This window comes from Deinococcus sp. JMULE3 (assembly GCF_013337115.1).
Lineage (GTDB): Bacteria > Deinococcota > Deinococci > Deinococcales > Deinococcaceae > Deinococcus.
The window spans coordinates 2983158-3008957 of the sequence record NZ_SGWE01000004.1 but is presented as its reverse complement, the minus strand read 5'-3'; the positions used below and the strand labels follow the sequence as shown (position 1 = coordinate 3008957).

The 25800-nt window shown below is 69.0% G+C and carries 24 protein-coding genes; 5 read left to right on the top strand and 19 right to left on the bottom strand.

Going from position 1 to position 25800, the window contains the following annotated elements:
• Positions 1 to 88 precede the first annotated feature (88 nt).
• The 3 genes from EXW95_RS17535 to EXW95_RS17525 form a co-directional block, all read right to left on the bottom strand.
• Positions 89 to 328, bottom strand: a complete 240-nt coding sequence (locus tag EXW95_RS17535) for a hypothetical protein (protein ID WP_371810143.1) — start codon at positions 326 to 328, stop codon at positions 89 to 91.
• Between the two features lie 1239 nt (positions 329 to 1567).
• Positions 1568 to 2188, bottom strand: a complete 621-nt coding sequence (gene aat, locus EXW95_RS17530; RefSeq protein WP_174368542.1) for a leucyl/phenylalanyl-tRNA--protein transferase — start codon at positions 2186 to 2188, stop codon at positions 1568 to 1570.
• Position 2189: 1 nt separating this feature from the next.
• Complete coding sequence (locus EXW95_RS17525; protein ID WP_174368541.1) at positions 2190 to 2618, bottom strand: PaaI family thioesterase; 429 nt, start codon at positions 2616 to 2618, stop codon at positions 2190 to 2192.
• Positions 2619 to 2700: 82 nt separating this feature from the next.
• On the opposite strand from EXW95_RS17525, the gene recF reads away from it, so the two are divergent.
• The 5 genes from recF (at position 2701) to EXW95_RS17500 (ending at position 8053) form a co-directional block, all read left to right on the top strand.
• Positions 2701 to 3774: a DNA replication and repair protein RecF gene (gene recF, locus EXW95_RS17520; protein WP_174368540.1), complete on the top strand. Its 1074-nt coding sequence runs from the start codon at positions 2701 to 2703 to the stop codon at positions 3772 to 3774.
• Positions 3775 to 3821: 47 nt separating this feature from the next.
• The gene (locus EXW95_RS17515) at positions 3822 to 4631 is read left to right on the top strand and encodes a DUF721 domain-containing protein (RefSeq protein ID WP_174369046.1); all 810 of its coding nucleotides are present in this window, start codon (positions 3822 to 3824) and stop codon (positions 4629 to 4631) included.
• A 71-nt stretch (positions 4632 to 4702) separates the two neighbouring features.
• Complete coding sequence (locus EXW95_RS17510; RefSeq protein ID WP_174368539.1) at positions 4703 to 5383, top strand: molybdenum cofactor biosynthesis protein B; 681 nt, start codon at positions 4703 to 4705, stop codon at positions 5381 to 5383.
• Positions 5384 to 5552: 169 nt separating this feature from the next.
• On the top strand, positions 5553 to 6308 hold the full coding sequence (locus tag EXW95_RS17505; protein WP_174368538.1) for a hypothetical protein: 756 nt from the start codon (positions 5553 to 5555) through the stop codon (positions 6306 to 6308).
• Positions 6309 to 6568: 260 nt separating this feature from the next.
• Positions 6569 to 8053, top strand: a complete 1485-nt coding sequence (locus tag EXW95_RS17500; protein WP_174368537.1) for a DEAD/DEAH box helicase — start codon at positions 6569 to 6571, stop codon at positions 8051 to 8053.
• Positions 8054 to 8247: 194 nt separating this feature from the next.
• On the opposite strand, the gene EXW95_RS17495 is transcribed toward EXW95_RS17500, so the two are convergent.
• The 16 genes from EXW95_RS17495 to EXW95_RS17420 all read right to left on the bottom strand — a co-directional run bounded on the left by EXW95_RS17495 (position 8248) and on the right by EXW95_RS17420 (position 25789).
• A complete protein-coding gene (locus EXW95_RS17495) occupies positions 8248 to 9093 on the bottom strand; it encodes a transposase (protein ID WP_174368536.1) in 846 nt (281 codons plus the stop codon).
• 111 nt (positions 9094 to 9204) lie between these two features.
• On the bottom strand, positions 9205 to 9582 hold the full coding sequence (locus EXW95_RS17490; RefSeq protein WP_174368535.1) for a hypothetical protein: 378 nt from the start codon (positions 9580 to 9582) through the stop codon (positions 9205 to 9207).
• A gap of 87 nt (positions 9583 to 9669) precedes the next feature.
• Complete coding sequence (locus tag EXW95_RS17485; protein ID WP_174368534.1) at positions 9670 to 10338, bottom strand: glycoside hydrolase family 19 protein; 669 nt, start codon at positions 10336 to 10338, stop codon at positions 9670 to 9672.
• A complete protein-coding gene (locus tag EXW95_RS17480; protein WP_174368533.1) occupies positions 10325 to 10678 on the bottom strand; it encodes a hypothetical protein in 354 nt (117 codons plus the stop codon). Before EXW95_RS17480 ends, EXW95_RS17485 begins: the two co-directional genes overlap by 14 nt.
• The gene (locus EXW95_RS17475) at positions 10675 to 11034 is read right to left on the bottom strand and encodes a hypothetical protein (protein WP_174368532.1); all 360 of its coding nucleotides are present in this window, start codon (positions 11032 to 11034) and stop codon (positions 10675 to 10677) included. Before EXW95_RS17475 ends, EXW95_RS17480 begins: the two co-directional genes overlap by 4 nt.
• 76 nt (positions 11035 to 11110) lie before the next feature.
• Positions 11111 to 11275 (bottom strand): hypothetical protein, encoded by a 165-nt coding sequence (locus EXW95_RS17470; protein WP_174368531.1) that lies wholly within the window; start codon positions 11273 to 11275, stop codon positions 11111 to 11113.
• 5 nt (positions 11276 to 11280) lie between these two features.
• On the bottom strand, positions 11281 to 12150 hold the full coding sequence (locus tag EXW95_RS17465; RefSeq protein ID WP_174368530.1) for a hypothetical protein: 870 nt from the start codon (positions 12148 to 12150) through the stop codon (positions 11281 to 11283).
• Positions 12151 to 12153: 3 nt separating this feature from the next.
• Positions 12154 to 14157, bottom strand: a complete 2004-nt coding sequence (locus EXW95_RS17460; RefSeq protein WP_174368529.1) for a hypothetical protein — start codon at positions 14155 to 14157, stop codon at positions 12154 to 12156.
• A complete protein-coding gene (locus tag EXW95_RS17455) occupies positions 14148 to 14669 on the bottom strand; it encodes a hypothetical protein (RefSeq protein WP_174368528.1) in 522 nt (173 codons plus the stop codon). Before EXW95_RS17455 ends, EXW95_RS17460 begins: the two co-directional genes overlap by 10 nt.
• Before the next feature lie 8 nt (positions 14670 to 14677).
• Positions 14678 to 16372 (bottom strand): hypothetical protein, encoded by a 1695-nt coding sequence (locus EXW95_RS17450; RefSeq protein ID WP_174368527.1) that lies wholly within the window; start codon positions 16370 to 16372, stop codon positions 14678 to 14680.
• 78 nt (positions 16373 to 16450) lie between these two features.
• Positions 16451 to 16990: a hypothetical protein gene (locus tag EXW95_RS17445; RefSeq protein ID WP_174368526.1), complete on the bottom strand. Its 540-nt coding sequence runs from the start codon at positions 16988 to 16990 to the stop codon at positions 16451 to 16453.
• A 50-nt stretch (positions 16991 to 17040) separates the two neighbouring features.
• Positions 17041 to 23463 carry a phage tail tape measure protein gene (locus tag EXW95_RS17440; RefSeq protein WP_174368525.1) on the bottom strand — a complete coding sequence of 2141 codons (6423 nt, stop codon included), beginning with the start codon at positions 23461 to 23463 and terminating at the stop codon, positions 17041 to 17043.
• Positions 23464 to 23544: 81 nt separating this feature from the next.
• Positions 23545 to 23703: a hypothetical protein gene (locus tag EXW95_RS17435; RefSeq protein ID WP_174368524.1), complete on the bottom strand. Its 159-nt coding sequence runs from the start codon at positions 23701 to 23703 to the stop codon at positions 23545 to 23547.
• 629 nt (positions 23704 to 24332) lie between these two features.
• Positions 24333 to 24734: a hypothetical protein gene (locus EXW95_RS17430; protein WP_254605671.1), complete on the bottom strand. Its 402-nt coding sequence runs from the start codon at positions 24732 to 24734 to the stop codon at positions 24333 to 24335.
• A gap of 38 nt (positions 24735 to 24772) precedes the next feature.
• Complete coding sequence (locus tag EXW95_RS17425) at positions 24773 to 25045, bottom strand: hypothetical protein (protein WP_174368522.1); 273 nt, start codon at positions 25043 to 25045, stop codon at positions 24773 to 24775.
• A gap of 21 nt (positions 25046 to 25066) precedes the next feature.
• On the bottom strand, positions 25067 to 25789 hold the full coding sequence (locus EXW95_RS17420) for a hypothetical protein (RefSeq protein WP_174368521.1): 723 nt from the start codon (positions 25787 to 25789) through the stop codon (positions 25067 to 25069).
• Positions 25790 to 25800: the final 11 nt, after the last annotated feature.

Here is a 25800-nt window from a genome sequence, read left to right as displayed (position 1 = left end):
GTGAACGCACGCGCCCAGGTGCGCGGCGTATCCTGACCGGGAAGCGTGAGGGCTTCGCCTGCCTGCCCGGCCTGCCTGCCGGGCATTTTCATTTCCCCACCACGCGCAGCGATTCCCGCCACGTCACGAAGTCCGCCCACCGCACGAAGTACCGGGGACGGTCACCGCGCCCAGCGTTGTACGCGATCAGGTCCCCGGACTGCACCGCGGTGTAGATCAGGTCACGGGGAAGACGGGTCATCTTCCACAGTTCAAGCGGGGTGTACGTCGTTTCGCCGTCCGGGCTTCCGGCGGGCATGGTGGGCACGCTGTCCGGGCGTGCGGTCACAGCAAGATCAACAGCATGAGTCATGTATGCCCCTGCCCTGCCCCATGTGGGGAAGGGTGCGTTTCTGAGGGGCCGCGCCTTCCAGGGGGAAGGGGGGCCGCGCGTCAGGCAGCGACGGGCTGGACTGCCAGGAAGTACCGGGTGCCCGTCAGCAGGTCACAGGGGGGGCAAGGGGACAGGATGGGGGCCGGGGCCGCGCATACAGCGGACGGGGCACCCGCGCACGCCTCGAGACGGGACGCACCCGGCGCTTCAAGTACGCCCTATATGAAGCGACCAAAATGAATCGCAGCGCAAGGGCAAGGCTATATGCAACCCTATTCCTCTTGTAATTTATGTGACGGCAAAGAGAATAAAATGCATCACTTAACTTAGTTTGCCTAATTAATGCGATTTTTGATCTTTCGGAATAATAAAGCCTACCCAGCAGAAATGGGTCCGTACCCATCTTTGCAACGAACAAAATTAACGTGATAACCGGAAAACCACTCGTAGGTCTAACTTCAAAACCCTTGATTGTTAAATTTTTCCACTCTCTATAAATGCGGGGGAAGTTTCGCACGCTGGAATGGGGGCCAGAGTACTTGAGCGGAACAAACGGGCGCAAATTCACGCGGGCCGCTGCGACCTCGAGCGGCGAAGGCGTGGGCGCTTCGAGGCGGGGCACGTCTTCCCCTTCGCCGGTCCGCCTGCCCCACACGATCACCGGCCCGCGCGTGGCCTTCACAGTCACCTGCCCGTCACTGTTCAGCGCGTAGTCATCCCACGTCACCGCCTGCGCCACCTGTGCCCACGTGTGGACCTTCCAGGTGTTCAGGGTGTGGGCCGGTTTCATGCACATAGGCTAGCAGATTCCCGGCTGTGTACGGGAATGCCCGAATGTCAGCGTGTACACGATCTTTCCCGCGCCTTCGACGTGGCCCAAACGTGGCCCATCCGCCCCCGTTCCCCCCAGGTTCACGCCGGACATCCCCGGCGAAGAGAAACGCCCTGAACACCGTCTGAGACACATAAACCCGGACACCACCGGAAGACAGCAGAATGGCCCCGAAGCCCCGTATGCCGTCTTTTAATCAGCGGGTTGTAGGTTCAAGTCCTACACGACCCACCAGGAAAACCCCCCGCCCTGCGCGGGGGTTCTTGCTTTGTCTTCAGCGCCTGCGCGCCAAGAGGCGCAGGGCCACGCCGAGGACCAGTAGGGTGAGGCCGAGGCGGGCGAGGGTCATGGCGTCTCCTCCGCTACAGCGTGACGTCGGTGCTCAGGGCCGCCTGGAGCCGCTGGGCGTAGTCGTCGGCGCTGATCTCGTACACGCCGAGGGTCTGGAGGTGCGGGTTCTGGATCTGCGCGTCGAGGAGGGTGAAGCCCCGGGCGTGCAGGTGTCCGGCGAGGCCGATCAGGGCGGCCTTGCTGCCGTTGGTGACGCGGTGGAATTTACTCTCGGCGATGAACGCGCCGCCGAGGGCGAGGCCGAGGACACCACCCGCGAGTTCCCCGTCTCTGTACGCCTCGAAGGAGTGCGCGAGGCCGGTGTCGTGCAGGTGGGCGTAGATGGCGGTGAGGTCGTCGCTGATCCACTCGCCGTCGCGGGGGGGGCTGCCGGGGAGCTGGCCGCGGCACCCGGCGAGGACGGCGTCGAAGTTGGTGTCCACGCGGTACGTGAAGTGCTGCAGGTCGCGCCGGAGTCGGCGGGCGACGTGCAGGCCGCCAGCCTCGGTCAGGGGCACGATGGCGCGGTCGTCGACGCTGTAGAACTGCACGCCGTCGCCGTTGTCCATCAGGAAGGCACCCTGCGCGTAGGCGCGGGCGACCTGCCGGGTCAGGGGGTCGGGGTGGGTCAGCCAGGGCTGCGCGGCGGGCACGTCAGCGGGGGTACAGCACGGCCTGCGTGCAGCGGAACAGGGCCATGAGTTTGCCGTCCGGCGCGCGGACCTCGGCGTCCCAGACCTGGGTGGTGCGCCCGGCGTGGACATTGCGGGCCTCGCAGGTGACGGTGCCGTCGCGGGCGGTGCCGAGGTGGTTGCTCTTGAGTTCGATGGTCGTGAACGACTGGGCGCCCTCGGGCAGGAGGATGCGGGTGCCGTACCCGCAGGTGGTATCGGCCAGCGCGACGACGCTCGCGGCGTGCAGGAAGCCGTTCGGGGCGAGCAGTTCGGGCCGCACGGTCAGTTCGCTGCGCAGCAGGCCCCGCTCGGCGTGCGTGAAGCGGATGCCGATCAGGCCGGGCAGGTGCCCGGCGCCGAACGCGGTCAGGTCGTCCGGGCTGGGGACGGGCCGGGAGGAGGTGGTCATGCGGCCCAGCGTACCCTGCCCGCCCGCGTGAATTGGGGGCAGGCTCCCGCGTGGATTATCCCGCGTCGCCTAGAATGGGAGGGTGCGTCTGGATTCGCTGTCCACCCTGAACTACCGGAATCTCGCCCCGTGTACCTTGCTGTTCCCGGCGGGCGTGACCGGCGTGTTCGGGGAGAACGGGGCGGGCAAGACGAACCTGCTGGAGGCGGCGTTCCTGGCGCTGACCGGCCTGACGGACGTGACGCGCCTGGAACAGCTGGTGCAGCAGGGCGAGACGGAAGCGTACGTGCGGGCGGACCTGGAAAGCAGCGGCAGCCTGAGTGTGCAGGAGGTCGGCCTGGGGCGCGGGCGGCGGCAGCTGAAGGTGGACGGCGTGCGGGTCCGCACCGGCGACCTGCCGCGTGGGAGCGCCGTGTGGATCCGCCCGGAGGACAGTGAACTGGTGTTCGGGTCGCCGTCGGGGCGGCGGGCGTTCCTGGATTCGCTGCTGTCGCGCCTGAGTGCCCGTTACGCGGAGGTCCTGTCGCGGTACGAGCGGACGGTGTCGCAGCGCAACGCGGCCCTGCGCGGCGGAGAGGAGTGGGCGATGCACGTCTGGGACGAGTCCCTGGTGCGCCTGGGCACCGAGATCATGACGGTGCGCCGCCGCGCGCTGGTGCGCCTGAACGAACTGGCGGCCGAGGCGAACGCGGCACTGGGCAGCCGCAAGGGCCTGACGCTGAGCCTCGCGGAGTCCACCACGCCTGAGACGTACGCGCATGACCTGGCGTCGCGCCGCGCGGAGGAACTCGCGCGGGGCAGCACGGCGACCGGTCCGCACCGCGACGATCTGGTCCTGACGCTGGGGGACTTCCCCGCCGGGGAGTACGCCAGTCGCGGCGAGGGCCGCACGGTGGCGCTGGCGCTGCGCCGCGCGGAACTGGAACTCCTGGCGGAACGCTTCGGCGAGCGGCCGGTGCTGCTGATCGACGATTTCTCGGCGGAACTCGATCCGGGGCGGCGGGCGTTCCTGCTGGACCTGGCGGCCAGCGTGCCGCAGGCGATCGTGACGGGGACCGAGCGGGCGCCGGGCGCGGCGCTGACCCTGCGGGCGCACGGGGGCCGCTTCACGCCCGAGGTCACCCCTGAATCCCTGCCCGAGGAGGTCAGCGCGTGACGCGGCGCGGGCGGCGCATGAGCGGCCCCCTGCGGCTGGGGGACCTGATGGGTGCCACGCTGGGCAGCGCGAAACTCACCGGGGGCATCCAGCGGGCGCGGGCGATCCTGCTGTGGCCGCAGGCGGTCGGGCCGGAAATCGCGCGGATCACGCGGCCCCGCACGCAGCAGGGCGGCACGCTGTTCGTGGAGGTCCGCGACAGCGCCACCGCGCACCACCTCAGCATGCAGCGGCATCACTTCCTGAAGGCCCTGAACGCCCTGCTGCCCGACGCGCCCCTGACCGAGCTGCGTTTCGGGGTGGGCACGGTGCGCGAACCGACCGCGCCGGTGGCGGTGGCGCCGCTGCCCGCCCCGGACCGCGCCCGCGCGCGGGAACTCGTGCAGGACGTCCCGGACGACCTGAAGGGTGCCGCGCTGCGCGCCGCCGAGGCGATCACCCGCGCCCGCAAGTGGCGCGAGGAACAGGGGTTCCGGCCCTGCCCGGTGTGCGGCGAGGCCAGCCGCGAACAGCCCTGCCGGGCCTGCACGCTGACGCTGGAGGACCCGAACGTGCGCCGCGCCGCCAAGGCCCTGATGCGCCACCCCGAGCGGCTGGAGGGCCTGCGCGACACGCTGGGCAACAGTGGCGTGCAGGCCGCGCGGTTCCTGGCGCTGCGGCAGCTGGAGGAGCAACTGGAGCTGCTGGCCCTGGAATGCGTCCGCAGTGGCGAGGGCGGCGGGTACCAGGGATTCCTGGCCGAGCAGGCGGCTCTGTACCTGACGCTGTTCCTCAGTCGGCCCCGCGCCGCCCTGAAACGCAGTGACCGCGCGTACCTGCCCGAACGGGTCCGGCACGTCCTGAACGCCTCGGACTGATCCCACCCCGTCCGGGGGAATGCTGCCCAGGTGCCTGTGCATGCCCTGCGCGGCCCACTATCCTGAAGGGCATGACCGACGCCCCGGACGGCACGCCCACCCCCTCCCCCGTTCAGCCCGGCGGTTCGGCCGGTTCGCACCGTGAGGCCTCGCCCCGGCGGGTGCGCGTGGCGATCCTGACGGTCAGCGACACCCGCACGCCCGAGACGGACACCAGCGGGCAGTTCCTGCGCGCCGAGATCGAGGCGCAGGGGCACGAGGTCGTCGCGTACCGCGTCGTGAAGGACGACGCCGTGCAGATCCGCACCGCGCTGGTCGCCTTCACGCGCGAGGCGACCGTGGTGATCTCCAGCGGCGGCACCGGCATCACGGGCCGCGACGTGACCGTGCCGGTCGTGGAGAGTCTGATCACCAAACCCATCCCCGGATTCGGCGAACTGTTCCGGATGCTCAGCTACCAGCAGGTGGGCGGCGCGGCCATGCTGTCGCGCGCCGTGGCGGGCCTGGTGCGCGGCGCGGTCGTGTTCGCCATGCCGGGCAGCCTGAACGCCGTGCAGACTGCCTGGAACGGCATCCTGAAGGACGAGTTGGGCCACCTGGCGTTCGAGGTGGAACGCCACGGACAGCCCGGCGTGCTGCTGCCACCCACCCAGCCGGTCGCGGAGCCGCACCCGGCCTCACCCCCGATGCCGGGCGCGGGGGGCGGGGTCGCGGCGGGCCTGGGCCGCCACAAGAAAGGCGGGGGCCTGTGATACGGACTCCGGTTGAAAGGTTTGCAAAAACTTTCAACCCGAGCGGACTCGGAGAGCTGCGCAGCAGAGCGAGCAGGAGAAACACGGTTTCCGGGCGTGGAGTTGGCAACCCGGTGTGGTTCCGGGTTGTGAACGAAACAGACGGAATCCGTATGACACCGGGACGGCCATGGACAGCCTGAGCCTGCCGCTGGCGGTCACGCTGGCCCTGCTGGCCGCGTACTGGCTGGGCCGCGTGACCCGCGCCGCCCGCGCCCGCCTCGCGCCGCGCGTGACGTACTGGGCGGCGCCCGGCCTGGGCGCGCTGCTGCTGGCGCCGATGCTGGACGTCCCCGCCCTGTTCGGCGTGGGCGCGGGCCTGCTGCTGCTCGCCGAGTACTGGCCGCACGCGTTCGTGCCGCAGCGCATCCGCCCCAGCCCCGGCTGGCCCCTCGTCCTGGCTGTCCTGGGCGGAGGCCTGGGCGTCAACGTCCTGCGGGGCGACGCCGACCCGTGGGTCACCGCGATCAGCGCCGCGCTGCTCCTGGCGGGACTGGCGGGCCTGCTCGCCGCCGCCGCGTTCCGCCCCTGGCCGGTCACGCCCCCCCTGACGTTCGCCAGCCGCTGGAAGACCGTCACCACGCCCGACTGGCCCGAACTGACCGTCACCCTCAGCGAGCAGGGCGCGCACCTGCGCAACGTCTCGGGCCGCACGCTGCGGGTCGCCGGGTGGTCCCCCGCCGGACTGAACGCCTGGTACCCCGTCCGCGCCCCCACCGGAGACACCATGCAGGAACTCGCCGCCGGGCAGGAGGCGCTGCTGCCCGTCCAGGCGCACGACCACGGCGTGCGCGTCTGGTACGCCCCCGCGCGTGGCGAGACCACCCACCTGTTCCGCGCCGACTGGACCCCCACCGCCCACGCCGAGGACCGCGTCCTGAATTGAAACCGGACAGGGACAGTCCCGGAACGCCGCCCGCGCTGTCCCCCAGGCGGCGTTCCGGCCGACCGGTCAGGCCACCCGGACGCCCCGAATCGTCATCTCATGATTTGCCCTGTGGCCCCTCCGCGTGGCAGGATGACGGGTCACGCGCTCAGCGCGACCGGGCCAGGTCGGCCCACCGGGCACGCCCCGCCTCTCAAGCCTCACCTCAAGACACGGCCCCCGCCCCCACCTGTGCGGCGTGCAGGCCGACAGGATCACCCATGACCCAGCACACCCGCGCGCCCCGCCGCGCCAGCACCACCCCCTCCGCCGCCAGCACCGCTCCCGCGCCCACCGTGCGCGACTGGCAGACCCTCCTGGGCGACCGCACCCCCACCCCCGTGCAGGCCCAGGCGATCCCCGCGCTGATGGAAGGCAGGGACGTCATCACCACCGCCCGCACCGGCAGCGGCAAGACCCTGGCGTTCCTGATCCCGGCCGCCGCGCGCGGCATCGGCATGCGCCCCACGCGCGGCATGCAACCCGAGGCGCTGGTCATCACGCCCACCCGCGAGCTGGCCGTGCAGATCCGCGACGTCGCCACGGAACTCGGCATGACCGCCGGGCGCATCACGGGCGGCATCACCCCCGGCCAGACGACCCGCGAGGCGACCGGGAAGGGCCTGATCACCGGCACGCCCGGCCGCCTGAAGGACCTGATCGGACGCGGCGAACTACGCCTGAACAACCTGCGCTACGTCGTATTGGACGAGGCCGACGAGCTCCTCTCGCTGGGCTTCCTGCGCGACGTGGGCGACATCCTGCGCCACGCCCGCGACCAGCAGCCCCAGGGCCGCAGCCTGCAGATCGCCATGGCCTCCGCGACGTTCCCCGCCGAGATCCGCGACGTCGCCCAGCGCTTCATGCACAACCCCGCCCGCATCGACGTGGCCCCCACCCCCGGCGCCGACGCCACCGGCGACATCCTCGGCGGCGTCAGCACCGCCACGCACCTGCTGCAGCACACCACCAAGGACGCCCTCCTGACCGACGCAGCCCGCCACACCCGCGCCGCCCTGAAGGAGCCCGGCGGGTGCGTCGTGCTGTTCAGCCGCACCAAACACCTCGTCAAACGCCGCGCCCAGCACCTCGGCGACCTCCTCCCCGGCGAACAGGTCAGCCCCCTCGAAGGGAACATGGACCAGAAGAAACGCGAACGCACCATGCAGGCGCTCCGCGACGGACAGTCCCGCATCCTCGTCGCCACCGACATCGCCGGACGCGGCATCGACCTCCCGGAAGTGCGCCTCGTGATTCACCTGGACGTCGCCGCCACCGCCGAGGACCACGTCCACCGCTCGGGCCGCACCGCCCGCGCCGGACGCGACGGCACCAACCTGATCCTCCTCGCGCCCGAACAACGCGCCCTGTGGCAGGGCATCCGCCGCAAACTCCCCGCCGCGCTGCAACCCCCCGCCACGCCCGAGGAACGCCAGATCGACCCCGAAGTGCAGGAAAAACGCGGCCAGGGACGCGGCCAGAGCCAGCCCCAGAACCGAGGCGGCCAGCCCGCACGCGGCGCCCAGCAACCCCGCGGCACCCAGAGCAGCAGCCAGAGCCAGCGCCAGGGCGCTCCCCGCCAGGGCCAGCAGGGCCGCAGCGAGGGACGCCCCCAGCGCACCGACGCCCGCCCCCAGCAGCGCCAGGACACCCCCGGCACCGGCGCCGGCCGCGTCGGCCCCCAACGCCCCAAACGCCGCCGCTGAGCAGATAGCACCACAGCGCCCCAGTCGATATGGACTGGGGCGCTGACTTTGTGAACCTCACGGACGCCCGACTTCCCCCAGGCACTCTCGTACCCCACACGCGCCGTGCAGACCGTACAGCACAAGACCTGCTCACGTGAGGCAACGGCACGTGCCAGGGCGTGCCATACCTGATAACCTCGGGTGCTAGGGGATCAGAATGCCCCGAAAAAAAGCCCCAGGTTGTGTGCCGCAACCTTCCGACACACATGCGCCCGGATGGAGCGCTCTGAATTCAGTTGGGGCAGCATCAAGTGAAATGAACGATCCAGCCGAGAAAAAACAGTCTCGATGGTCTTCCGAACCCACCGCATCGCGCCCCACCAGGGGCGCGGTCGTTTGAAGTTCTTCTTCGGCTGCGCATACACGCCGCATCCCTGGTATCCCCGATCCCCAAGTACCAGTCTGGCTTCCTGAACTTCCAGGAGTGCTCGTGCCACCGGTGGGTCACCTTCTTGACCTGGCACAATGGCAAAGCGCACGAGCATGCCGTGATCGTCGATCACGGCATGCAGTTTGAAGCCGTAAAAGAACCCCGTTTTGCCGTATCCTCCCTGTCCACCACGGCCACTGGTGGCCGTGGTCATCGCTCTGGGCCGTTTGTGCCGCCCTCCGACACAACACACCAGCGGCTTACTGTCGATGACGTACACCGTGTCGTCGTCGAAGTGGGGCAGGCGCAACGCGAGATCCGCGTAGATCCGTTCGAGATTCTGTTGAATTCGCAGATACCGCGTGCGATCCGGAAGGACGGGAAAGAGGAAGACATACGTGGCTCGCACCTGGGCGTACCACTGCTGCACCGAGGGCTGTGCGAGCAAATCGCCGACGAGCGCAATGGTCATCAATTCAGCGTAGCTGCCCTTCTGGTGCGGCTCGTTCGGGAGCGTGAAAAGGCCGCTGCACGCAGCGGCCTTGAGGTAATCGTCGACGTAGACGTAGATGATGATGAATAGGTCGACGACGGTATGCTGATGGAGCGGAAGTTCTTTGGTAGGCATACCGGATCTTCCGCTTTCTCCTGTTCCGTCACTACCCCCTAGCACCCGAGGTTGACAATGAGCCAGGTGTCCATGTCGCGAGTTTAGGTCACTCACCCGGTGTTCGCTGCCTTATCCGCCCGGGAAGAGCCTTCTGAAGGCCATCTCGACGAGCAGGGCCGCGAAGGGGCTGTCCAGCAGCAGGCGGAGCCACTGGGCGCTGGGTGGGGCGAACTCGCGTACCAGGGACTGCACGACCGCCAGGACGAACGCAGCGCGGGCCGTGCCAGCGAGGACCGGCTTGAGTTCCTGGGCGGCCTGCACCGCGGCTTCCAGCAGCGCGCCCACCTCGGTCCACGTGGCGCCGTCGCGCAGGGCCTGGGCCTTGGTGACGAGGTTGGGCAGGTGCTTGTCGAGCCACGGCTGAACAGTGGGCACGTCGAGGGTGGTGCCATTGCGAGTGGCGGCGCCGAGGGCGATGACGGCGGACAGGACAGTGAAGTGGTTCATGGTGGACCTCGATGTGGCGCGGCCCCCGCGCTGAGGCAGGGGCCGGTGAGAGGGTGGATTGTCAGTGCCCCATGAGGCACAGCGGGCCTACTCGCGTTCCAACTGCAGCGCACCGTCCGGGTACAGGGTCAGCCGGGTGTCGTTGTATACGGTCGGCTTTCCGTCCCACAGGACGTTCTCCCCAGCCATGTCACGCAGGAACACACGCGGGACCGGGGCGGACTCCGGCAGAGCCGCCAGCGCCCGGCGGTGGTACGCCTCCCGGTCCGGCAGGCCATTCAGTCCCCCGTTGATGCGCCGCGTGATGCCCTCAAAGTCCCCGGCGTCTGCCAGAGCGTTCAGCTTCCGCTGAGCCCAGTACGCGCACGCGATCCGCGCGGCCGTGCCGGGCTGGGCTGCCAGGTCAGGCTGCGCTTCCAGCGGCAGACCCAGCAGCGCCCCGTACGTGCGGTAGTTGTGCCGCCCGGTCAGCTGAATCCAGCCGCGCCCCCGGAACCGGTACCCGTCGCCCGGCTGCGTGTTCCCGAGGTCCGCGCGGCCTTCGTAGCGGCGCTGCGCTGGTGTGGGGCCCCAGATCTCCTCGAGGTAGCGGAACCCGGCGGATTCGTGCGCGAGTTGCGCCAGGAACGCGGCCACGCGGGCCCGGGTCGTGATGCCTGCCCGCGTGGCGGGATCGGCCAGCGCAGCGGCCACCTGGGCTGCCTGGGTGGCACTGAGCGTGGGCACGAGGGCCCGGATGAGGTCAGCGGTGATCATGCTCTCCCCTTCCCTGCTGAATGAGGCGGGCGCGGCGTTCGGTCATGCCCAGCACCGCCCAGATGCCGTCGAGGAGTGCCCAGACGACGAGCAGTAGCGCGGCGCCGTTGCGGTACGTCTCCTCGATGGGGATGAATGGCGGGATGGTGGCGGCGCCGTTCACGTGTCGCCACACGAAGAACACGCCTGCCACGGCGTGCACGAAGACGGCAAACAGGCGGCGGGTCCGCTGCTCCGGCCAGGAGAGGGCCGTCAGCAAGAGGCGAACCAGGGCGGACAGGAACCACCCGCCAGCCAGGACCGCCCACATGAGCTTGAGCCAGTACCCTTCGATGATCACGCGCTGTCACCTTCCTTCTTCGGGGCCGTGGGGCCGCCGGGGTTCGTGAGTTCGCCGAGGTCGACGTTGTACTTCTGCCCGATCAGCTTCACGGCCGCGCGCAGCGTCCACAGGGGCGGGATCGCCCCGGCGAGGGTGCCGATGGTGGCGCAGACGTAGTCGTCGAGGCTGGTCAGCTGAGCGAGCAGGACGGTGGTGCTGGCGCTGAAGACGAGGCTCAGCAGCAGGAAGCCGTACAGCTTCGCGCGGTCCTTGGCCATGTCCATAGCGAGACTGGTGCCGAGTTGAGCGATGAGGCCGAGGCCAGCCGCGCCGAAGGCCAGCACCCAGAGGGGGCGAACGGAAGGTTTTTCCATGGTGCTCCTGATCCGGCCAGGGTGAATGGGCACCGCCCCAGGGCCGGAGAGGCTGGGGCGGACGGTGGGGGTCAGCTCAGCGGGCGGGCCTGGGGTACACGGCGCCGCTCAGGGGGCGGGTGCTGCTCGTGTCCCCGGCTGCCTGCGCGGCGGCCGTGGCGGGGCGGAACGTCTCGCGGTACGGGATCTGGCTGAGCAGCAGGCCCAGTGCGTCGGCGCGTGTCGTCGTCGGTGCGGGCATCTACCTCACCCCTTCGCCATGAGGATGCGGTTCCCGCCCGGGTTGCCGGTCAGGGTGCTCTGCGCGAGCGGCGCGTACATCCGCGTCGCCCCCTGCACCTCGATGCCCTGGTCCACGCCCGCCACGCTGTCCGCCGGGCGCATGGTGATCAGGTGCCGCAGCAGGCCGCCCAGTCCGTCACTGGTCTGGTATGGCCCGGTCGGGTATCCGACGTTGTCCGCGCCGCTCAGGGTCGTCACGTCCAGCGCGGACGAGCTGTTCAGGCCGTGCAGCCACGCCAGGGGCATGACGGCGTACTCGCCTGTCGCCCAACTCCGGGCGCGGCAATGCCCCCCCGCCGGGAACCCCACGGGCGTCCCGGTCGCGTGCTGATGCGTGAGGATGTCGTCCGCCCAGGCGTTCGTGATGGTCCGCCTGCGCTCGATGCCGTGCCACGTGTTGCCAGTGCTGACCATCGCGAACCCGTACTCGCTGACCGTCAGCGCGGATTCGATGGCGGTCTGCGCGACGTTCGTGCCGGTGCCGTAGGTCGTGCCGGGTGTGGTCAGCGCCCCGGTGCCCGCGTTGACACCGAGCGCGGTGGTCGTGCGGACGTTGATGACGGCCGTGGGGCTCCCCCACAGCAGTTCGACCTGGATCACCCAGCGGTTCGTCAGGCCCGCCAGGGGCATGCGGTACGTGACGATCCCCGCGCTGATGTTCGCGGCGGGCGTGACCGTGTCCCATTTCGGGTTGGTGGCCGTTCCGGTGCCGATGGCGTTCGCGTTCGCGTGCTGAATTTCCCACCCGGCGGCGGTCAGGAGTTCGTGGAGTTTCTGCGCGTAGGCGGCGAGGCTACCAACGCCGGTCGGGTAGTTCTGGTAGAGCATGGGCATGGTTCAGGCCTCCAGGGTGATGAATGTGGCGGTGAGGGTTAGCGCGACGGTCGCGCCACTGAGGTTCGTGACCCGCACGGGCACCTGCCCGTCCGGGGTGGTTTTCGCGTCCCAGCCGCTCACCGGGTTCCCCCAGCGCGCCTGAGTGCCGATCAGCTCGAACACCACGCCCGCGTTCGGGCTGGGGTCCGCCGCCTGCCCCCGACTGCCGTCCGCCGCGCGGTCCTCGGGTGTCAGGTGCCCGCGTGCCCAGCACGCGGCGCTCGCCGTGAGCTGATGCAGGAGGTACGTGCGGCCCAGCGGCAGGAGCACGTCCGCTGAGGTGCCGTCCGCGAGGCTGGGCGTGGTGACGCTCGTCGTCGCGCGGGTCAGGGCCGCGCCGCCGCCCCCGCCGCCGGTCGCGGATGGGTCGTAATACTCCCAGGCGTTCCCTGCGGGGTTCAGGCGGATGCTCTGCCCCGCTGCGCCCCCGGCGGGCACGGCGCGGTTCTGGATGCCCGTGACCTTGAAGGCGTACGTGTTGCTGCCGTCGGCATACGTGCCGTCGAGGTCGGTGCTGTCGGCCAGCATCGCAGCGGCGGCGTCCTGCGCGGCCTCCGTGAAATCACTCAGGTCGGCACTCGTGAGCGTCACGTCCCCGGTGCGCCCGGCGACGCTACTCACGGGCGCGGTGACCTCCTGCGATTCCAGGTCCGTCACGCGGTCCACAATGGCGTCCAGGCCCGCCACGGCACCGCCCGGCAGTTGCCCGTACACAAGTGGCAGGCCGCTGAGGATCGTCATGCGCAGGCCCAGCAGGCCCGTACCCGCCACCTCTGCGCCGCTGCCGTCCAGTCGCGTGGCACTCTGGTACGTCACGGCGCCGTCCGTGGTGGTCGCGCCGGGGATGATGGCCGCTCCCGCTGGGTAGCTGCTCCCGGCCACGTCCACGTCCAGCTCCAGCGCCGCGCCGCTCGGGACGCTGAGGGGCGGGTTGAACGCGACGCCCGTGCCGCTCGTGGTGGCGGCGTGCGCCACGCCGTTCACGCGTAGCGTCAGCGTCCGCCCGGCAGGCAGGGTGACGGTCAACCCGCTGATGAGGATGGCCGCGTTCGTGGTGTACCGGAAGCGGTAGCCGGGCTGCCCGCTGACCGTGCTGTTGGTCCCGGCTGCCCAGGATCGCGTGACGGCCTCCGCGCCCTGCCCCCAGCGGGTGAGGTCGAGGTCCGGCGTGAGGGTGATCTCCGCGCCGCTGACGGTGCCGGTGAGGCCGTCCCCGGCGCGCACGGTGATGAGGGCCGCGTCCGGCGTGGCGACCGTGGGCACCTCGAACAGCACGTCAAACGCGGGCGTGGCTGCGGCGGTGGCGTAGGTCGCCTCCCCCATCGCGCCGCCGTTGGCGTACCAGCGCAGGTACGGGTCCAGCACGAGGCCGCTCCAGCCCTGCCCGGTGTACGTGGCGATGCTGGCGAGCTGCACCTGGGGCGCGATGCCGCTCTGGCTGTTCCCGAGGCGCAGGCCGTACAGGGTGTTCGGGTGCAGGGTCAGGGACGCGAACGTGGCGTGATGCCCGCCACCCTGCGGGGTCAGCGCGGCACTCTCCGCTACCTGCCCCTGGAAGGTCCGCCCCGCGTCGCTGGCGTGCTGGGTGATGAATGCCTGCACCGGCCCGTTGCTGAGCGTCAGGCCCCCGATCTGCAGACCAGTGATCGGCGTGGCCGCTAGCACTCGGAAGAACATGCTTACGTTCAGGACGTTGTCCGGCACGGCGTTCACGCTGACGGGCGTGCCACTGCGGGCCAGGGCCGTGGCGGGCGTGTCCGGCACCTCGCGGTACAGGGTCAGGGCGCTGCCCGTCCCGTCGACGTACAGGGCGGCGCTACTGTCCCCGCCCGTCACCGCATGCGGCACCCCGCTCGCACTGGTGACGTACATGGCAGCGGTGCCGTCCGTCCTGCGCACGAACACCATCTCCCCGGCGTCCCACGCGGCGGGCGTGTTCTCAGTCTGCCTGGCCTTTATGTCCACATGGACCCCCATTGCGGCGCGGCGCCGCCCGATTCGATCGGCGGCAGGTTGAGATTCCCAGCGAGCGGTGCCGGGTGCGGATCGTGCCCGTCCGCCCGCCAGAGCGAGTCAACGAGGAGGTACGTGATGGTGAACGACCGGGTGAGCCCCTCGCCGAACGGTTCCTGCGCTTCGGTCGGTTCCAGGATCGTCAGGGCACTGATGCCCTCCCAGTACTGGGAGGCGGTGATGGCCAGGGCGTGCCACTGGTTCGCCAGGACTGCAACCGTCTCTGCATCAACGGCCTCCACCTGGAAAGTCAGTGGGAGCTGCACAGGCTTCGCGGTGCGGCTCCCGGACGCCCAGGTGCGGCCACGCGCCGTCTGCCGCGGCGTGACGTTCCGTGGCGTGGTCAGCGCGCCCCGCGTGACCGTGATCCCACCGCCAGTCAGCGGGTACGTCACGCCCCCCGACGTGAGGGCGGGGGGCAGCAGGGGCGAAAGTTGCGTGTCGGGTGGAATGGCTAGGTTCATGCTCCTCCTTACGTGCTGGCCTGCACGGCGTCGGTCGTGGCGTTCTGATCCCGCGCGCTGATCGCAGACGTGAAGCTCAGGGCCTCCGCTTCATCCCGCTGCCCACAGCGGACCTCGGTGTACAGTTCGCCGTCGTCATCGGTGTCATACACGATCAGTTCGATGGGCAGCTCCCGCGTTTCGACGACCCCGCCCAGCGGGCCCCGCAGGGTCAGCTGAGCCGTGGCCACCGGGCTGTAGTTCCACCCCGGGAGCCGGGCCGTAACGGGGTTCAGGGTCGGAATGCGCGCCAGGGGCGTCGCGCTCGCTTCCACCAGGGCGTGATTCACGCTCATCAGTGCCGCTTCGGAAATCAGCAGGGGCGCGGCCCGGTCGAAGGGCGCCAGCACGAATTCCACGGTGGCCCCGTCCGCCCAGATGGCCGGCAGGTGCTCGCTGCGCACCACGTCCGGGAACACGTACAGGGGCGGCGCACCTGCACTCACCGTCCCCATCCGCATTGACCCGGTGGGCGTGGTGACGGTCAGGCCGCTCAGGCTCGCGCCGTTCGCAACCAGCCGGAAGCCGTCCGGAACAGGCGTGCCCGGCGGAACGTGCACCGTCAGGTAGTACAGGAACACCGTGTTTCCACCTGGCGGCGCGAGGGTCAGACCACTCGTCAGCGTGCCGTCCCACAGAGACGCCGGATCGCCCGTCACGGTCACGGGCGGCACTGGATCAACCGGACCTGAGAAGTAGACGGCCTGCACACTCACGCTCGCCCCCGGCAGCACCGTGAACAGTTCTGCGCTGGTCGGGAGGGGCAGGCCCCGCCACGCCTCCCCGAACGTGCGGGGCGCGACGGGCACCGGAATGGTCCGGGGCGACGTGCTGCGTGCGGGGGTGGAGATGATCGTGCCGCCCTCTCCGTCCTGCCCGCCCACTTCGGTCAGCAGGAACTGAGCGGTCATGGTCCGCGTGAACATCACCCGGACGTCCGTGACCAGCGTGCTGCTGTCGGTGTCCAGCCCGTCGATCTCCACGCCGAAGGTGGCCTCGTCGATCACGAGCGTGCCGGTCGGGTACCCGAACACGGGACGCAGGTCCGCGTTCACGCCCCAGTCGGGATTCACGTCCTTCGCCTGGGTGCCGCCGTCCGCGTTCAGGTACGTGCGGGTCTGTCGGCTGCGGCCCTTGAGTCGCTCGTCGATCAACTTCGCGGCGGGCCAGTAGTTGCCGTGGATGGCCGTACTGGTGACGTTCAGGTCCGGGATGGTCACGGTAGTGGGCGCTTGCAGGGTGCTGCCCAGCTGGCCGGACGCAATGACGTCCGTGAACAGCTGCCGCACCTGCGTGCCCAGATCGGCCTCTGGCAGCAGCGTCCGCACCTCCACTTCGGTCAGCCGCCGGTACCGGAAGCCCTGCAGTTTGTAGCGCCCCACCTCGCTGCGGGCGCTGCCCGTGATGACGGCCGTGCCTGCGTACTTGTTCAGCCACGGTCCGGTGCCCGTGCGGTACTGGACCTGCACCGTGTCGCGCGGGCCGATGCCCAGGGTGCCCGGGTCCCCTTCGAAGGTGGCCTCCCGGCAGTCGCCGAGCGGCCCGACTTCCATGCGGCGCGGCCCGCCCACCAGGTGCAGCGGGGTGCCGCTGGGCGGGTCCAGTTCACGGACGTGTTTCTCCGTGCCGTCCGGGGACAGCACGCGGATTCGGTACTCTTCCATGTTTCACCTCCAGAAAATGAACAACCGCCCCTGCCGGGGCGGCGTGTAACGGCTAGTCGGTTGTGCAACTGATAAGGCTTACTTCACCCGCGTCAGCGTACAGGTCGGGTAGTCCGGCAGGACGCCAGACCGTAGCCATTCTGCCCGAGCTGCCTGAAAAGCGGCGTCATCCAGACTCCCCTGATGGAACAGACCCACTTGCTGTTCGTTCAGGCGGTGATGAGCCGGGTGGATCACACACCACCGAGACGTGACCTTCTTATTGATCACGCCCATCTGCATCAGGATCAGGGACGGCCCCCCCTGCGCTGCACTGTCACTGGCGAGCATCTCGTCGGTGACGACGCCCAGCCCGCCGACCTTTCGTTGGAACACCAGGATGCTGGGGGTCACGTTCTGCACGGCCGATACGTTGATGTTGCTTGAGGCCACCAATGGTGAAGTCAGTCGCCACACCTGTCCCGCTTTCAGGAATGGGCTGCCGTCAGCCGGCAATTGAGAACGCACCGACGGGGTGGGCACGGACGAACTGGGCACCGATGCTTTGGGAGGTGACGACGCCACGGCGAGGGCCGCCGAACTGAACATGGCGAGAGAGAGGGCAAGGGGGCGCGTCATGAACGTCACGATAGCGGAGCGGCACCGGCCAGCCGCGCGCAATTGCGCATTCATACCAGCGCGCCGGTCGTGCTCGTGTAGCTGTTGCTGCCCTGCTGCACGGTGACCTTCACGCCGTCCTTGAAGGTGTCGCGGATGATCACGGCCCCTTCCTTGAGGATGTCTGCCGCGTCCTTCAGCACGCGCACCCCGTCCAGCAGCGGCGTGGCCAGCGCGAACTGAATGGGTTCCGGCAGGGTGCTCAGGCCCGTGATGTCCACCCCGCCCGTGCTACCCGGTGTCGTGACGCCCAGGTTGTTCCGGAGGCGGTCCAGGCTGGGCTGGATGGCCTGCCCGGTGGTGGTGAGGAACTGCTCTGCCGCCACGATCCCCGCCTCGAAGGCGGCCACGGCCGCCGCGTCATCCTCGGTCCCCGGGGTCTTTGCAGCGTCCGTGAGGGCCTTGATGCCCGGCGCCAGGATGTCCTTCAGGGCGTCGTTGAAGATGGCCTCGATCAACCCGTCCACCACGCCGCTGTACGCGCTCTCGCGGAAGGTGTTGCGGAAGTTCGTCCAGTCCCCGGTGGTCAGGGCCTGCTTCATGCCGTTCTTGATGCCGCCCATCACCCCGCCCTCGATGGCCTGCGCGATCTTCAAGCCGAACTCGTCCACGACCTGCTTCACCTCGGGCCCGCCCCCGAAGGTGTCGGCGAGCCAGCCCCGGCTGCGGACGGTGGTCTTCGCGAAGTCGTCCCCGTTCAGGAGGGTGAAGCGCTTGTTGAAGTCCTCGCGCATCTTCGCGGCCTGCTCGTACGCCTTCCGATGGCCGTTCAGCGCCTCACCGATGGCCGACACGATTTTCGTGATCGCCCCCACCCACGCGCCGATGTCCGCCGGGTTCGCGATGATCCGCATGACGTCCCCGGCCAGGGCCGCCACCTTCCCGGCAAGGTTGCCCAGGCCGTTCAGGTTCGCGGCCAGATCGTCGTTCCCCACGCCCTCGGCCAAGGTGCTGAACGCGCCCGCCAGGTCCTGCACGTACCCGGCGTACTCCTGCACCTTCCCAAGACCCTTGAGCAGTCCCGCGATCTCCGGGCTCATGGCCCGCAGGCTGCCTGCCAGTTCCCGGAACTGCCCGGCCAGCTTCAGGTTCCCCATCCGCTCCGCTTCGTCCGCCAGCTCGTTCAGCTGTACGGCCGCGTCCCGCAGACCGGACGAGTACTCGCCGGCGGTCATGCGCCCAGCGTCGAAGTCATCGGTCAGCGTCTGGATGTCGGCCTGCCACTGCCCGAAGTCGAAGGCCGTCCCGACCTCCGGAGTCTTCGGGTTGCGCAGCTCCTCGATCAGGGCCAGCAGGTTCTGCAGGTCCGCCTCGGTCAGCTGGCTGGCGGCCCGGGCCTGCTGCAGCGAACTGGTCAGCGCGTCGTACTGGGTGGGGTCACTCAGGCCAGCCGCGCCCATGGAGAAGATCCGGGTACTGAAGTCCGAAAAGCGGTTCTCCGGAGTCGGGTTCTGCAGCGCCACCTTCCCGGCGCGTTCCCAGCCATCGACGATGCCGTCTTCGGTGATTTGAGCCAGGGCATCCAGGTATCCCTGGGCGCCCTTGACGCTCTCCTCCAGCCCGGTGCGGATGGTGTCCGGTAAGCGCTGCCCGATCTCGCTGGCCAGCAGATCCACGACTTCACCCATCAGGGCCTGCACCTGGGTGGGGTCGGTCGTCTCGTCCAGCAGCGTGCCCAGGTCACGGGCTTTCGCCACTTCCTCAAGGTCGGGGGCGTCACCAGAGTTCACGAACCCGTTGGTGCCGGGCACGTAGCCCGCCGTGTACGGGTCCACGAACCTGGGCAGATCTGCGCGCAGGTCCTTGAGGAGCCCCTGCAGCCTGGCGCGCATGGCCGGGTCGGTGACCTCCTCGAGGCGGGCCAATACCTGACTGATCTGTTCGTCGATCGTGCCGGACAGCCCGGCGACGAAGGTGTTGAACTCGTCGGTCAGGGTGGCGTTCCCGGTGAGGGTGTTGATCGCATCGGTCAGCAGGTTGATGGCGTCCGCGGCGTCCTCGCCCCGCCCGGCCGCGTCCATCACACCGTCCAGTGCTGTTTCCAGGGTAGCGAGGGCGCCGGCCGAGTCGCCAGCGGCGGCCAGTTCGTCAGCGACCTTCCTGGCCCCTTCGGCCAGGGCCGTGTTCGCCTGGGCCTGCATCTCGAAGATGACGCGCTGCGCTTCCTCCTCGTCCAGGCGGCGACGTTCCCACTCCTCGTACACCGCCTTCAGGAGGTCCTGATCACGGGCCGCGCGGGCCTCGCCGTACACGGTGATCAGGCCCTCCTCGTCCCGCCCGGGCAGACTGGCGATCGTGGCCCGCAGCCGGTCCGCGTACGCCTCCGCCTTACCGACGTTCTCCTCACTGAAGGCCTTCTGCTGGAGATCGGCCAGCTGCCGGGTGGCGTCGTCCTGAATGCCGACGAGCGTCTCGGCCAGATCCGCGTCCACCTGCCGGATCTTGTCGCCGTACTGGTTCCAGAGTTTCTGCCGCTGGGTCAGGGTCAGCCCGGTGGCGTTGACGGCCGTGTTGCGCTCGCGTTCCAGGCGGGTCTTCTCCTGCTGGGCTGCCACGCGGGCCTGGGTCTCCCGGGCCGCGAGGACGTCCGCGCCCAGCCGCTCCTCGATGTCGAGGCGTGCGGCCGCGCTGCCCCCAGCGCCTTTGACCTGCCGGTCGTAAGTCTTCAGGACCAGCCCGGCGGCGCGGTCCGCCAGTTCGAACTGCCCGTCGGCCAGGGCGCGCTCCGCGGCGAGGCGGTTCTGCCCCGCCACCTTGCGGTCCTCTTCCCGCTTCCTGTCGTCCTTGTCCTGGGCGTCCTGGCGGCGTTTGATCTCCGCCTGGGCCGCCTGCCACTTCGCGAGGCTGACCTCCGGCGTGACCCCACCGTCGACCAGCTGCTGGAGACGCTGGCCGCTGGCCTTCCGGAGGCTGGCCTCCATGCGCTGCTGCGCGACGGCGTCCTGCTGCTGCTGCTGTTCACGCTGGAGGGGCGTGAGGTCGGCCTTGCGGCCCCGGACCTGTTCCAGTTTCTTCGCGGCGTCCCCGGCGAGGTCGAGGAGGGCCTTGTACTTCGCGGTCTCGCCCCAGCGCTTCTTCTCGGCCTCAGCTCCTGCCAAGGCCTGCTGCCGGATGGTGTCGAGGCGGGACGTGATGTCCGCCGCGGGGCGGCCCAGGTTGTCCAGGCTGGCCGTGATGTCGAGCTGGCCCTTGAGCTTGTCGAAGGTCTGGTCGTACTCCGACACCGCCGTCTTCGACTTGCCTGTTTCCAGCCCGACCCACTGCACCGCCTGGGCGGCCAGATCGTTGCTGTCCCGGAACTTGTCGAGTTGCGCGGTGGCCGCCCGCCAGCGGTCCGCGTTCGGAGCCGCGCCACCCGGCGCGTATTTCGCGACGGCGTCGGTCAGGCGCTGCGCTTCCTTCACGTACGACTCGAACGGCTTCGCGGCGAAGCCAGCAGCCGTGCCGGACGTGTTCAGTGCCGGAGCTGGCCGCACGGAGCCCGTCAGCCCCGCGTACCCGATGGTCCGGGCGTCCACGGGTGTGCTGCTGCCCGCGCGGTAGCCCATCAGGTGCAGGTGCGGCGCGCTGCCCGCCGTGGTGCCAGTGTTGCCGACGGTGCCGATCTGCTGCCCCCTCAGGATCAGGGCCTTTCCGCCACCCTTGCGCAGCGCCTCCTGCACGCCTGCGTCGAACTGGTCGAGGTGAATGCCGACCAGCTTGTTCCCGAGGGCGTCCACGAGTTCGAACACCTTGCCGTTCTTCGCGTCCTGGCGGGTGCTGATCTGCCCAGCGAACGGCGCGAGGATCGGCGTGCCGCGCGCCGCGCCGAAATCGATGCCGTTGTGGGTCGCGTCCGCCCGCACGGCACCGTCGTGGTGGTAGTCCTTCCCGCTCACCCCGAACTCGTTCAGGATGGTTTTCCCGGCCAGCCCGAGGGCCTGGACAATGCCGTCCGTGGCCTGCTGCACCGCGCGCTGCTGCCCCGGCAGGAGCGGCCCCTCGCCCACCTGTGGCTGGATGCGCCGCAGCACGAGGTCCGCATCGTTCGTGGCACCCTCCCCTGCACCGCCAGCCAGGCCGGTACGGGCCACGATGAACGCCGCTGCGCGCAGCGCCGGGTTGTTCTTGGGGTCGAGTGCCTTCTCGACTTCCTGCCCGGCGCCCAGCAGGAACTTCAGGATCGCGGTGGTGCCGTCATCCTTCGCGGTGATCTGCAGGGTCGCGTGCATCTCGGCAGGAGTGTCGACGTTGTTCATCGCCTCTTTCAGATCGCCCAGCTTGATCAGGAGGGGATTGACTCCCTTCTCCAGCAGACCCGTGAATCCGCTCAGCAGGCTGCCGTTGAAGAGGATCTGCGTCCGTTCCCACGCGGCGTTGAACTCGCCCACGTTGTCCTGCGCGGTGCCCTTGAGCTTGGCCGTGGCGCGGTCCAGTTCACCGGTGCTGTCCGTGACCTTGCTGAGAATCCCGTCCGTGTCGTCCAGGCCGCCATTCAGCAGGCCGATCACCGCTTGCAGGCCGCCCACGTCACCGATGAGTGTGGCGAGCGCTTCGCTGTTGTCCCCGACGCCGCGGCCCAGCTGATCAAGGAACTTCACGAGACCCAGGCTCTTGAGGCTCGTGGCACTGAACTCGATGCCCAGGCTCCTGGCGAGGTCACGGGCTTCCTTGCTGGGTTTCTGCACGTTCGTCAGGGCCGAGCGGATGTACTCCAGAGCCGTGCTGGCGGGGATGCCGCGCGTGGTGAGGAGCGCCATGGCGCCCAGCAGTTCTTCAAGTGGCACGCCCAGACTCTTGGCCTGACCGGCCACGGCGCCCAGACTTCCGGCGATCTCGCCGAGGCGCACCTTGCCCGCGCTGATGCTGGCCCAGAGCATGTCCGTGACCTTGCTGGCCTGACCGGCGTCCAGTTCGTACGCGTTCAGGATGCTGGTCAGCGCGTTCGCGGCCGTCCTGGTCTCCTCGCGGGTGACCTTCGCCAGCTGGGCGCTGCGTTCCAGGAACTTCAGCGCAACGGGTTCACTGTCGGTCCCTTTCACGCTGGCGCCCAGGATTTCCTCGTATCCGAGTTTCAGGTCCGCGAAGGACTTGCGGGTCTCCACGCTGAGTTTCAGCATCCGGCGGCCCAGCTCGTCCAGGTCTGCGGGCATCTTGTTCGTGAGGGTGCTGATCTCCGCGAGCCCCTGCTGGTACGCGGCAGCCTTCTGGGTGCCGTTCACAAGAGCGACACTGACCGCCCCGGCGGCAAGGGCCGTGCCGCCCAGCGCGGCGGTCGTCAGTGCAGCCTGCATGGCGACGCCTCGCAGGTTCGCCTGCGCGGACGGCAGAACGGCAACCCCCGGGAGGGCCGCGCCGCCCATCCCGCCGCCGGACACGAGGGCCAGGGTGGGCGTGGCGTTCTGTTCCACGGTGTTGGCGAGGGTCTTCGCGGCGGCGGCCACCTCGGCGCGTTTGCTGAGCAGCCCGTCCCGCAGGCCGTCCCCGGCGAACGCGCCCACGCGGCGCATCACGCGGCTGGGGCTATGGATGTCCAGCGCGTCCTCCGCGCCGCCCTGCACCTGATCGGCGAGATTCACGGCCGCCTGACGAACCTTCACGGCCTCTGCGGCGAGACCGGACTTCAGACCCTCCCCGGCGTTGCGCGCCACGTCCCGTGCGCCTTCCTGGGCGGCCTGCTCAGCGGCCTGCATGCCACTGCTGATGATCTGCTCGAGCAGCTGACCGAAGGGACCCAGGTTCCCCAGGGCTTGCAGGATGCCCTGCGTGACGCCCGCCCCGAACCCACCGGGTGTGTTGATGCCCTGGGCGCTGTCCATGGTCCGCTGAGCGGCGGCGGCCACCTGGGTCAGCCGGCGGTAGGCGTCGCTCTGCTTGTCCACGGCCTGGGCTTGCAGCAGCGCCTGAGCGTGAATACGGCGCTGCGCTTCGATGACCTGGTCGTCACTGAGCTGACGGGACTGCCAGAGGTTCCGGTACGCGCGCTGCTCGTTGTTCAGGGCGTTGATGCTGGCCGCGTAGCGCTGCTCTTCCTCACGGCGGGCCTGGGCGGCCAGCTGGGACGTCAGGCGCATCTGAGCCTGCTGTTCCCGGATGCGCGCGGCGCGCTCCTGGGCTGCGGCGACCTCGGCCCGGCTCGCAGCAGTCTGGCTGCGGTACCCCGCCACGACAGCCGCGTTCTGTTCCTGAAGGGCCTTCGCGCTGGCCTGATACTGGGCGCCCAGCACCTTCGCGGCGCGGGCCTGCTCGTTCGCCTGCTTGCCAGTCAGGCTGCCCAGGGCTTCCAGGTCTTTCTTCACGCGGTCCGTGGCAGACAGCGCGGCCCGGTCATCCACGTGGAGCTTCACACCCTCGCGTTCCACCTGCTGCTGCAGGCGGGCGAAGTCAGCCCAGAAGCGGGACTCGTCCAGGGCCGGCGAGAGGACCAGATCGCCGATGCTCGTGGGGTTCGTCATGGGGGTTCACCTCCGGAAAGGGGAATGGAAAACCGCCCACTGGGGGCGGAGGTCTGGGCTCTTTGGGGGACATTTTTCAGCTCATGTGTCGTGCGGTTTTACGCCTTGGTCGTTTAGAATCAAGAAATGCTCATCAATCCCGGTGGGGAATTCGGCTTCTGGCAAGGTTTTGCTTATTTTATTATAGTTATTTGCGGCATTCTTAGCGCCCAGAGAATGGGATACAATGCCAGAGTACATGGCTTTTACTATAGACCTCCACGAAATACAGTCACAGTTCCGCTCCCATTGCTCGACGCGCTATTCGTAATCGCCTGCACATTAATCGTTTTAGCATGTGCCTTCTATATATTAATCAGCTTGCGTAATTTAAACTACTTACTGCCAATTCCATTTGGCTATCTCATTATTTACCGAGTCACCTACGCCATCGAATTCAACAGGAAGGACACACTGCATTACTGGTACAAAAATAAGAAATAAGCAAGGCGGCAGGTCGACACTGGCTCCAGACCTCCTGAACAGTCAATCCCTTGAGCCGCCTCTGTTACCAGAGGCGGCACCTTTGCCTCACCCCAGCCCTCCCGCCAGAGCGATCCCGTCCCACACCTGAATGAGTGGGCGGCCGTCTCGCGCGGCGGGCCAGGACGTCCACACGGGGCCCTGCAGGAGGCCTGCCCTCATGGCTTCACCCAGTCCGGCCGCCACGTCGCGCGGGACGGGGTACGGCACAGCCCGAGGCATCGCAGGGCGGGTGCGGTCCATGAAATCCGGGAGGATTCGACTGTTCAGGTCCTTCGGTGCTTCCGCGCCCCAGGCAATCGCGCCCGCCCAGACCTGCCGCTGCCACTGGCGCTGCTCCCCGGCAGTCAGGGTGGCGAGGGCATGTTGGACGCGGTCGAGGGGCGCGTCGATCCACCGGACAGCCGGGCACGCCAGGGCGAGAGCCGCGAGGGCACCCGCCCAGTCGAAGGGGGGCCACTATCGCCCCCCTCCTGATCCGGCGGGACCGGCGCACGGGTGGCCTGCCACCACGGGCTGAAGTGCTCCGGGGCGGTCAGGTCCAGGAACTCGTCGAACGTCAGGTCCGGCAGGCGGCGGGCCAGCAGGGTGTAGATCACCTGCGCCTGCGTGTCTGTATCGAGCTGGCCGAGGCTGCGCACGAGGCCCAGTTCCCGCCAGCTGGGCGCCAAATAGGGCACGAGGAGCGGTCCGAAGGCGTCACAGTACTCGGGGTTGGGTTCTCCAAGAGCCGCTTCTGGCGCGGCCATACGGGCAATATGTCTCTCTTGTTGGTGTTGGAAATCCATCAGCGTCCCCTTCGGGCGATGGGTAGGGTCAGGCTCGCGTGCAGGCTGACCTGCGGGTCCGGGAGGCGTGGGGCGCGGGCCAGCAGGGCGCCACGCGGCACCGTCCAGCCGTGCGCGGCTTTCTGCATGCGGGCCAGCGTGCGCCCCCGCTTCAGCGGTGCGTACAGGATGAATCCCTTCGCCTCGATGCGGTCCTCGAAGATGGTGCAGCCCAGCAGGGCCAGCTGGGGGAGGCGGCCACGCTCCCCCAGCACGATCAGTGGTTCCTGCATGGCTCACCTCCCTTCAGGGGCTCAGTTGCCGTTGACCGGCTTCCACTCGGGCGTGGTGTCGTTCAGGTTCGCCCAGTACAGGCCGCCCGACAGGTTCGCGCTGACCATCACCCGCTGGCTGCCCGCGGGGGCGGCCTGCCGGGTGGGCGCGCCGATATTCACCGTGGCGAGCAGCGCGAAGCCGTCGGGGTACACCCAGACGATCCGCTCGCGGTTGTTCGGGCTGATGCTCATGCCCTTCGTGATCAGCCGCTTGACCACCGGGTCGTCGATGCCGCCCAGCGTCTTGATGCTGGCCGTCATGTCCTTGCCATTCACCACGCGGATGGGCGTGATCCGGCCGTGCACGTTGATGGTCTCCTCCTGGTCCGCCAGGGTGGGGTTGCTCTCCTCGGCGATCGGCACTTCCAGCAGGTTGGTGTACGTCGCCGTGGTGTTGATGGCGATGGCTGCGGGCGCGGCCTGGATGGCCACGGCGGTCCCGGCGTTCGTGACGGTGGCGGCGGCAGTGGTCGTGACCTGGGTGGTGCCGAAGGTCAGCACGGTGCCGCTGGGCAGGTCCACGTTGCTGGGGGCGCTGATGGTCATGGTGGTGGCGTTCGCGGCGACAGCGGCGGTGTTGGTCAGGGTGGTGGCCGGGATGATGCTGGTCGCGCCGACGGCCAGCAGGTACGTCATGAGCTTGGTGCCGCTGTAGACGTTGGGGGTCTTGTCGGCGGGCAGGGCAGTGGGCAGGTCGGGCATGGTGGGGCTCC